Source organism: Micromonospora sp. NPDC051141, from assembly GCF_044455765.1.
Taxonomy (GTDB): domain Bacteria; phylum Actinomycetota; class Actinomycetes; order Mycobacteriales; family Micromonosporaceae; genus Micromonospora.
Window position 1 is genome coordinate 385,128 of the sequence record NZ_JBITFD010000006.1, and the last position, 6,342, is coordinate 391,469.

Annotated in this window: 3 protein-coding genes; all 3 read right to left on the bottom strand. The window is 74.9% G+C overall.

Annotation, left to right across the window (positions count from 1 at the left end):
- Positions 1 to 15 precede the first annotated feature (15 nt).
- Positions 16 to 765 (bottom strand): thioesterase II family protein, encoded by a 750-nt coding sequence (locus ACIA6B_RS15050; RefSeq protein ID WP_396773660.1) that lies wholly within the window; start codon positions 763 to 765, stop codon positions 16 to 18.
- A complete protein-coding gene (locus ACIA6B_RS15055; RefSeq protein ID WP_396773661.1) occupies positions 749 to 1,999 on the bottom strand; it encodes an MFS transporter in 1,251 nt (416 codons plus the stop codon). Before ACIA6B_RS15055 ends, ACIA6B_RS15050 begins: the two co-directional genes overlap by 17 nt.
- Positions 1,996 to 6,342, bottom strand: a 4,347-nt coding sequence (locus tag ACIA6B_RS15060; RefSeq protein WP_396773662.1) for an amino acid adenylation domain-containing protein, incomplete at its 5' end; no start/stop codon positions are given. The genes ACIA6B_RS15060 and ACIA6B_RS15055, both read right to left, overlap by 4 nt.

Consider the following 6,342-nt stretch of genomic DNA (forward strand, 5'->3'; position numbering starts at 1 on the left):
GTGTGCACCCCGGGATCATGCCCGGGTGAGCAGCTCCATCAGCTCCGGCGGCAGGTCGTTGAGGTAGAAGTGCCCACCCGGCATCCGGTGTGCCACGAAGCCGGAAACCGTGTGCGCACGCCAACGTCGCATGTCCTCGACCGTGGCGGACTCGTCCCGCGAACCGGCGACGGCGACGATCGGGCAGCCGAGCGGCGGACCCGGCCGGTACTCGTAGCTGCGGATGGACCGCAGGTCGGCCCGCAGGGTCGGCAGCAACAGGTGCCAGACGTCCTCGTTCTCCAGCACCACCGCGCCGGTGCCGCCCAGGTCGCGGACGAACTCGCGGATGCCCTCGTCGTCGAGCAGCGGCTTCCGGGGCACCACGTCGGACGGCGCCTTGCAGGCCGACACGATGAGCCGCGCCAGCGGCGCCGGAAACCGGGGGCGTAGCCGGCGGGCCACCTCGAAGGCGACCATGGCGCCCATGCTGTGACCGAACAGGGCGGTGTCGCGGCGGATGCCCGGCCCGATCGCCTCGACGATCTGGTCGGCGAGCGCGTCGATCCCGGCGGGCATCTCGGCACCCAACCGGTCCTGCCGCCCGGGGTACTGCACGGCCGCCACCTCGACGTCCGGCGGGGCGGCCAGGGCCAGCGGCCGGAACGCGGCGGCCGTGCCGCCCGCGTGCGGAAAGCAGATCAGCCGTCGCGTCGCGGCCGGCCGCCTGTCGAATATCCGCAGCCATTCGCGCGTCGCGGACGTGCGGTCATCCACGGTCGTCATCCGGGCCTCCTCGAGAGGTGCGCGCGCTGCGCACGGCGGGGCTGAGTACGGCGGCCACCGCGAGGGCGAGCATCACCCCGCTGATCCCCGCCACCGCTGCCGCGGTCGGCACGGCGGCCAGCAGGAAGCCGGCCCCGAGCGCGCCGAGCGAGTTGGCGCCGGAGCCGAGCAGCCCGGCCACGCTGCCGACCCGGCCCTGTAGGGCATCCGGCGTGATGCTCAGCTGGTAGGTGCCGGCCACGACGTTGAGCAGCGCACCCAGCATGGTGGTCGACGCGAAGAGCAGCGCCAGCAGCGGGATCGGCGGGCCGAGCGAGATCAGGAACATCAACACGGCCCACGCGATCAGCACCGAGACCAGCACGGTGACCAGGTCCAGCCGGCGGTTGACGGCGGACCCGGCCAACGCGCCGACCACGCCACAGATGCCGGAGACGGCGCCGATCACGCCGATCACGGCAGGCGAGCTGCCGGCGTCGCGCACCATCACGAGCAGCGCCAGCGACAGTATCTGGAACAGGATGTTCGTCACCGCCACCAGGCCCAGCGCGCTGCGCAGAAACCTCTGGCGCAGCACCCAGGAGATGCCCTCGGTCAGGTCCCGGCGCAGGTTGCGTGCGGTGCTCGCGCGCTCCTGCTGGAAACTGCCCCGGACGAACAGCAGGCTGCCCAGCGCGAGCAGGTGGCTGAGCGCCGCGAACAGGAACGGCGCGGCGCGCAGCAGCACGAACAGCGACGAGCTCAGCGGCTGCCCGACCAGCCCGGCGGCGCGGGTACGCGCCTCGTTCTGCGACATCGCGGAGCTGAGCTGCGGCGCGGGCACCACGTTGCTGACCGCGGCCCGCTCGGCGAGCCGGTAGACGATCGCCGCGGTGCCCTCGACGAAGGCCGCCGCCATGAGCAGCGGCAGCCAGAGCGCGCCGAGGGCGACCGCGACGCCGACGGCGCCGACCGCGGCCAGTGCGGTCACGTTGCACCAGATCATCGTGCGGCGGCGGTCCCACCTGTCGACCATGACCCCGGCCGGCAGCTGCACCAGCAGCATGGGCAGCAGCCCGGCGAACCCGGTCCAGCCGGCCGCCACGGTCGACCGGCCCGCGAACACCAGCAGCATCGGGAAGCCGACGGTGGCCACGGTGCCGCCCAGGCTGGTCAGCCCGGCGCCGATCCAGAGGGCCAGGAAGTCCCGGTTGCGGCGCAGCGGCACGAGGGGCGGGTCGGTCAGTGCGGTCATCGCGACTGCCCGCCGTCCACGCCGGCGACGAGCCGCTTCGCCACGGCGGCGCCGGCGTCGGAGTTGGTCAGCACGACCACCCCGGAGCCCCGCCTCAGCCGGCACAGCGAGATCGCGTGGTAACCGTCGGCCGAGCCACCGTGGCCGTACCCGAGATCGGTGGCGCTCGCGTCGACGACCGTGCCCAGGCCGTACGCGCTGTCCGGATGCTGCACGGTCAGCAGCTCGCCGGCCGCCGGCCGGGACAGCAGCGCCTGCGGGCGGCCCAGGTGCGCGCGTCGTATCTCCAGCGCCAGCCGGGCCAGGTCGGCCGCCGTGGTCCACAGGCCACCCGCGGCCATGTCCGGCCAGCGCAGCCAGCCGCCGTCGAGCGGCCGGCCGTCCGCGGTGTGCCCGGTGGCGACCGAGCCCGCGTACCGTTCGGGGAACTCCTGGCCGAAGTCGCTGGCCGCCATGCCGACCGGGTCGAGCACCAGCTCCCGCATCAGGTCGGCGAACGGCGTGCCGGTGACGTCGGTGAGCACCTGCTCGACCACCCAGTAGTGCGCGTTCGCCTTCTCGAAGGCGTCGCCGGGCGAGCCGTGTACCCGGAAGTCCGGCCCGCGGAGCAGGTCGGTCACGGTGGGCAGCCCGCCCTCCCGCGGGTGGCCCGGCGCCGGGGCCGGGGCGACGCCGGACCGGTGCGCGAGCAGGTGCCGCAGCGTGATCGGGGAGTCCGGCGGCAGGAGGTCGCCGCCCAGGTACCCGCGCACCGGCCGGTCGAGGTCGAGCACGCCGCGGTCGGCCAGGCGCAGCGCCCCGAACGCGGTGACGTGCTTGCTCAACGAGCCGGCCTGGAACAGGGTGTCCGCGGTCACCGGCTCCGGCCGTCCGGCCGTCAGCAGGCCCTCGGCGTGCAGGTCGACCAGCTCGCCGTCGCGCAGCACCGCCACGCTCACGCCGGGAACCTGCGGGGTGGTGAGCGGGTCGGGCCAGGCGGCGGAGGCGGGCGCGGCCTCCGCCCGAACCGGCACCGCGGTCGCGGCGACGGCGCGCAGGCTGTCGTCGGCGTAGACCTGGACCAGCGAGAGCGCCAGTCCGTCGGCAGCCGCCGCCGAGATCAGCCGGAAGACGACGAGCGAGTTGCCGCCCAGCTCGAAGAAGCGGTCGTCGCGGCCGATCGGGTCGACGCCGAGGACCTGTGACCACAGCTCGGCCATGCGCCGCTCGGCCGCCGACCGTGGCGGCACGTACGGCCGGTGCGCGAGCGCGGCGCCGTCCGGGTCGGGCAACGCGGCCCGGTCCAGCTTTCCGTTGTGGGTGAGCGGGATGGCGGGAACCGCGACGTACGCGGCGGGCACCATGTACTCCGGCAGCCGCCGGGCCAGCCACTCCCGCAGGCGCAGCCCGCTCACCGGCTCGCCGGCCGGCACCAGGTACGCGGTGAGCCGGTCGCCGCGCAGCAGCACGCGCGCCTCGCGCACCTCCGGGTGCTCGCCGAGCACCGACTCGATCTCGCCCGGCTCGACCCGGTTGCCGCGCACCTTGACCTGCTCGTCGAGGCGGCCGAGGTGTTCGAGCGTGCCGTCCGGCAGCACCGTGGCGAGATCGCCGGTGCGGTAGAGCCGGGTGCCGGGGGCGCCGAACGGGTCGGGGACGAAGCGCTCCGCGGTCAGTCCGGGACGGTCGAGGTAGCCACGGGCGATCGACCCGCCGCCCAGGAACAGTTCGCCCGGCACGCCGACCGGCAGCGGGTCCAGCCGCTCGTCGAGCACGTACGCGCTGGTCCCCGCCATCGGCCGGCCGATCGGGACCGTGTCGCCGCCCCGCCAGCCGGTCAGGACGTGCTCGGTGCTCGCCACGGTCGCCTCGGTCGGCCCGTACGAGTTGATGACCCGGCCGTCGCCGAGGGCGCCGTACAGCCGCGCCGCCGCCGCGCCGCGGAACGCCTCGCCGCCCAGCGACAGCCGGTCGGTGACCGCCTCGAACTGCTCGTCGGTCAGCTGGCCGGCCAGCAGGTCGAACAGGCTGGGCGTCAGGTCGACGAGGTCGAACGGCCCGTGCCGCAGCAGCCACTCACCCAGCCGCCCCAGGTCGAGGTCCTGCGGCGCGAGGTGCACCGGCAGGCCGTCGGAGAGCGCGATGAACAGCGAGGTCACCGACACGTCGAAGGAGATCGAGCAGAACAGCGCGCTGCCCGCCCGCCGGCCGCCGCCGAGGTACTGCGGACGCGCCCAGCGCAGGTAGTTGGCGAGCGCGCCGTGGCTGATCTGCACGCCCTTCGGCACACCCGTCGAGCCGGAGGTGAAGATGACGTACGCGGTCAGATCCGGGTCGTCCAGCCGCGACGGCCGCCCGGCGGGAGCGCTGTCGAGGGCGGCGGCGTCGCTGTCCAGCAGGACGCCGCGGCCGGCGAGATCCGGGTCCGGCGCGATGATCCCCGCGAGCGCCGCCTCCGAGACGATCACCTCGGGGTCGGCGGTACGCAGCAGGTCCCGCAGCCGCTGCGGCGGGTTCGCCGGGTCGAGCGGCACGTACGCGCCGCCGGCCTTCCACACGCCGAGCATGGTGGCGACCAGGTCGGGGCCGCGGCGCAGCAGCACCGCCACGCGCGACTCCGCCGTGACGCCACGGCTGCGCAGGTACTGCCCGATCCGGTCGGCGCGGGCGTCCAGCTCGGCGAAGCTGAGGCACCCGTGGTCGGTGACGACGGCCGGGGCGTGCGGCGTCCGGGCCGCGTGCTCCTCGATCTGTTCGAGCGCGGTGGTCCCGGCGGGGCCGGCCGGCGCGGTGCCCTGGGCGAGCAGCCAGTCCCGTTCGCCCGCGGGCAGGTGCACCCGGTCGGCGCGGGCGCCGGCGGCCATCGCCTCGAGCACCGCCCGGTACATCGCGATCACCCGCTCGCCGTGCTCGCGGTCGAGCACCGCGTCGTCGGCCTGGAGGACCAGGCGCTCGTCGCTCGCGGTCACGGCGTACGGGAACTCGTTCCGGCTGAAGCCGCCGCCGTCCGTGGTCGGGGGACGCCGGCCCGCGGGGGTGTCGAACTCCTCGTAGCTGAAGAAGGTGTGCAACAGCCGCCCGCCGTCGGTGAGTTCCACCTGCATCGCCGGCATCGGGAAGTTCCGGTGCGGCCACATCTCCAGCTCGCGGTCGAAGGCGCGGCGCACCTCGTCCGCCCAGTCGGCGGCGGCCGGGTCGACCGGGAACGGCACGGTGTTGAGGTGCGAGCCGTACACCAGCTCGGCGCCCGCGGCCTCCGGGCGGCAGTGCACCACCAGGCCGGTGTGGAACCGACGCTCGGGGCTGAGCTGCCGCAGCACGGCGAGGTGCGCCGCCAGCAGCACGCTCTTGATCGGCGCGCCGGCCCGGGACGCGAGGTCCCGCAGCGGGCCGGCGAGGTCGCCGAAGTCGAGGTCGAACCGGTGGGACCCGGTTCCGCCGCCGCCCAGCCCGGCCGGCAACACCAGTGGCCCACGGCCGGTGACCAGGTGACGCCAGTACTCGCGGTCCGCCGGCGAGGCCAGCGCACGCACCTCGGCGGCGATGGTGTCGGCGAAGCGCACCGCCGGCCGGGGCCGCTCGGGCGGCTCCTGCCCGGCGCGGATCGCCCGGTACATGTCGAGCAGGTCGGCACGGAGCCGGCTGAACGTCCACCCGTCCACGATCAGGTGGGACTGGGTGATGAAGAGCGTCCACTCGCCGCCGGGCAGCAGGTGCGCCCGGATCCGCAGCAGGGGCGCGGACTCGTGCGGCAACGGGGTGCGGCTCTCCTCGTCGAGCGCGTCACGCAGGGCCCGTTCGCACGCGTCCGCCGATTCGCCACGCAGGTCGGCGACCCGCACCGGCAGCGTCGCGGCGGCGTGCACCACCTGTAGCGGCACCGTGTAGCCGGTCAGGTCGACCGAGGTACGCAGCACGTCGTGCCGGGCGACCAGTTCGTCCACGGTGCGCTGGAGCGCGTCGGCCGAGAACGGTTCCGTCGCCGGGATGCGCGCGGTGGCGACCCGGTGGTAGTTGAGCGGCCCGGCCGACGCCGTCATCTCCACCAGCATGCCGAGCTGGTTCTGCGACAGCGGGTAGGCGTCGGCCGCGTCCGCCGGAAGCCTGGTCCGGTCCTCGTCGCCGATCAGCGCGAACGGTTCGACGCCGGCTTCGGTGGTGTGGTCGCCCGTGGTCAGCCGTTCGGCGAGGGCGGTCACCGTGCGGCCGGAGAGCACGTCCCGGGCGGTGACGGCGAGGCCGTCCTCGCGGAGGCGGCCGGCGACGGCCACGGCGCGGATGGAGTCGCCGCCGAGTTCGAAGAAGCTGTCCCGGACGCCGACCCGGTCCACCCCGAGCACCTCGGCCCACACCGCGCACAGCCG

Coding starts and splice junctions, on each gene's coding strand:
- ACIA6B_RS15055 (WP_396773661.1), bottom strand. CDS start 1,999: ATGACCGCACTGACCGACCCGCCCCTCGTGCCGCTGCGCCGCAACCGG.
- ACIA6B_RS15050 (WP_396773660.1), bottom strand. CDS start 765: ATGACGACCGTGGATGACCGCACGTCCGCGACGCGCGAATGGCTGCGG.